The 2,935-nt window shown below is 40.4% G+C and carries 3 protein-coding genes; 1 reads left to right on the forward strand and 2 read right to left on the reverse strand.

Annotated features, from left to right (window positions below; translation table 11 throughout):
* Positions 1–351 precede the first annotated feature (351 nt).
* The gene (locus CXF78_RS18795) at positions 352–1,221 is read right to left on the reverse strand and encodes a flagellar protein MotY (protein WP_011636930.1); all 870 of its coding nucleotides are present in this window, start codon (positions 1,219–1,221) and stop codon (positions 352–354) included.
* A 187-nt stretch (positions 1,222–1,408) separates the two neighbouring features.
* Here CXF78_RS18795 and rnt point away from each other — a divergent pair, with 187 nt between their 5' ends.
* A complete protein-coding gene (gene rnt / locus CXF78_RS18800; RefSeq protein ID WP_011636929.1) occupies positions 1,409–2,074 on the forward strand; it encodes a ribonuclease T in 666 nt (221 codons plus the stop codon).
* A 126-nt stretch (positions 2,075–2,200) separates the two neighbouring features.
* On the opposite strand, the gene CXF78_RS18805 is transcribed toward rnt, so the two are convergent.
* Positions 2,201–2,806 carry a peroxiredoxin gene (locus CXF78_RS18805; RefSeq protein ID WP_011636928.1) on the reverse strand — a complete coding sequence of 202 codons (606 nt, stop codon included), beginning with the start codon at positions 2,804–2,806 and terminating at the stop codon, positions 2,201–2,203.
* Between the last annotated feature and the right edge of the window lie 129 nt (positions 2,807–2,935).

Below are 2,935 nucleotides of genomic sequence, written 5' to 3' on the forward strand. Positions count from 1 at the left end.
AATCTACAAATCTACAAATCTACAAATCTACAAATCAAAATATGCCACTATTGTAAATTTGAGCTATACGAATAAGAAATAGCGTAACCCTTTAAAGTGAAATGATGTCCACGCTATTGAGTTGGCTTTTAAGTAAACCGACATCCGTTTACAAATGAGTATTATCGATTTGGCTTTTGGTATTAAAAAATATTGAATAGCAGCCAAATGAAATGGGCAGAGATAGATGAGGATAATCTAGCGATTGAGCCATTGTACTGCTTACCAGGTGGATGACAGGCTCAAACAAATTATCATATCAATAAACGAGGCGACTGCGCATGGCGCGCAATAAGCGATACATTATAGAATTTATATAGGTTTGGTTATTTTAATCACGACCCTACGATTCATCTTACGTTCTTCTGCAAGATCATTACCTGTTACATGGCGTTTCTCACCATGACCCGATGTATGAATCCGATCTTTAGGGATACCACTAGCAATAAGAATATCTTTCACTGAATCAGCACGCTTATCTGACACCTTTTGGTTAACCGAACGTCCACCGTAACTGTCGGTGTAAGCATCAATGAGCACGAGCTCTACTTCAGGGTCAAAAGACAAATAACGCTGTATTTTCTGTAATTGCTGGCTAGAAAAACGAGTAAGCTCTACCCCGCCTTCTTGGTAATTTAACACCGTAAAAGCAATATCATCAAAACTGTATGGCAATAAATTAGCTAAGCAAGCACGAAATTCACGGTATTTACCGCCAAAATTAGCCGATGACAAACCGACGGCAATCTTGGCATTGTGATTATACCAATCAGCATAATAAAACGTGGGTTCCATTCCTTGGCTCAATTCATTCAGCATAGACCAGGCAGCTTTTTTAGGCACTTCACCATTAAACTGCTTATTGTAAGTCAGTTGAGTGATTTCTTTAGAATTGTGTCCTGGGCGCCAACTAGGGGCTCGACTAATTAATGTCGCTTTAGTCACTGCATCAGGTTTTAGCCACATGTCTAACGTGAAATGTAAATTTAACGCTTTACCAGCGTTACTGGTAAAGACAGCTCGCCCATAGTCAGGAATATCATGTTCAAGACGGCATTCTATTGGATTGTTCTCACCAATACGCCATGCAGAGTTTTCTAATGACGCAACGTAGTGCCTCAAGTCGGCATTAGCCGTTGAGCAAAGACACAAACTTGTGAGGACCATCAGTTTTCGCCACATAAAACCACCCTTTATACCCGATTACATTTGTTCTATCGGCCACAAAGTCAGTTCCTTTAGTAAACAATCATGTTTAATCGATGATAAAAACCACAATCAAACATGACACTGCGCTTGAGTTTGCGCATAATACTCGGCTTATATCATTTGCACCGATGAATGATAGCTATTGAGGATAAAAACTGTAATGACTGATATTTGCGACGCTAATAAGTTTAAACACCGATTTCGTGGTTATTTCCCTGTTGTTATCGATGTCGAAACTGCGGGTTTTAATGCCAATACCGATGCGTTGCTTGAAATTGCTGTCAGCTTATTAAAAATGAATAGTGATGGAGTCATTGTACTTGATAGAACCCTTCACTTTAATATTGAGCCTTTTGAAGGCGCAAACTTAGAACCTGCAGCATTAGCTTTTAACGGTATAGACCCCACCAATCCACTTCGTGGTGCAGTAGACGAAAAAGTCGCTTTTTTAGAGATTTTTAAAGAAGTTAAAAAAGCCCAAAAAGCAGCAGATTGTCATCGCAGTATCATTGTCGCGCACAATGCCGCTTTTGATTTAGGGTTTGTTAATAAGGCTATTGAACGAAATGGTTTAAAACGATCTCCTTTTCATCCTTTTGCTAGCTTTGATACCGCGACACTCGCAGGCCTTGCTATTGGACACACTGTATTAGCTAAAGCCTGTAAAATGGCAGGGATCGATTTCGACAATAAAGAAGCCCATTCAGCATTATATGATACCGAACGTACCGCTGAATTATTTTGCCTCATCGTTAACAGATGGAAAGCGTTGGGCGGATGGCCATTAGCGGCTGTGGAAGATGATAGCGACTCTACAAGCGAATAATGAATACTTAGCCCTTCGTTATCTCTTGCAGGCCATCAACACTTGGCCAGTTCGATAAGAAAGCATTAATGTCACCCAATAAAAAAGCTGCCGAAGCAGCTTTTTTATTGTCTCTAATTCGCTAAATTATAGCTTGTCAGAGTTATCTTTTAGATATGCAGCAACACCTTCAGTGCTTGCAGTCATACCTTTTTCGCCTTTTGACCAGCCCGCTGGACAAACTTCACCGTGCTCTTCATGGAACTGAAGTGCGTCAATCATACGGATCATTTCATCAACGTTACGGCCTAGTGGTAAATCGTTAACCACTTGGTGACGAACTTGACCTTCTTTGTCTACTAAGAAAGAACCACGGAAAGCTACACCAGCTTCTGGATGCTCTACGTCATATGCTTTACAAATTTCGTGTTTAACATCAGCTACTAGAGTGTACTTAACTTGGCCAATACCACCCTTGTCGACTGGAGTGTTACGCCATGCGTTATGAGTAAACTGTGAATCAATAGAAACACCAATCACTTCAACACCACGTTTAGTGAACTCTTCCATACGGTGATCAAAAGCAATTAGCTCTGATGGACATACAAAAGTAAAATCGAGTGGGTAGAAGAAAATAACTGCAGGCTTACCTTTAATTGCGGTAGCAAGGTTAAATGTGTCAACAATTTCACCAGAACCAAGAACGGCTGCGGCTGTAAAATCTGGGGCTGGACGGCCTACTAATACGCTCATTATCTATCTCCATTTAATGGCTTAAACACTCAACAACAGTACATGTGTATCGCAAAATGGTGACCCACCAAGCAATTACCCATACTGTTGAGACTTAAATCAGTTGTATACCATACATCTAATTTAACG

Origin of the sequence: Shewanella sp. 11B5 (genome assembly GCF_002836795.1) — a bacterium.
GTDB classification, from domain to species: Bacteria; Pseudomonadota; Gammaproteobacteria; order Enterobacterales; family Shewanellaceae; genus Shewanella; species Shewanella frigidimarina.

Excerpts from the sequence above, each read along its gene's own strand:
- CXF78_RS18795 (WP_011636930.1), bottom strand. The coding sequence starts at position 1,221 with ATGTGGCGAAAACTGATGGTCCTCACAAGTTTGTGTCTTTGCTCAACG.
- rnt (WP_011636929.1), top strand. The coding sequence starts at position 1,409 with ATGACTGATATTTGCGACGCTAATAAGTTTAAACACCGATTTCGTGGT.
- CXF78_RS18805 (WP_011636928.1), bottom strand. The coding sequence starts at position 2,806 with ATGAGCGTATTAGTAGGCCGTCCAGCCCCAGATTTTACAGCCGCAGCC.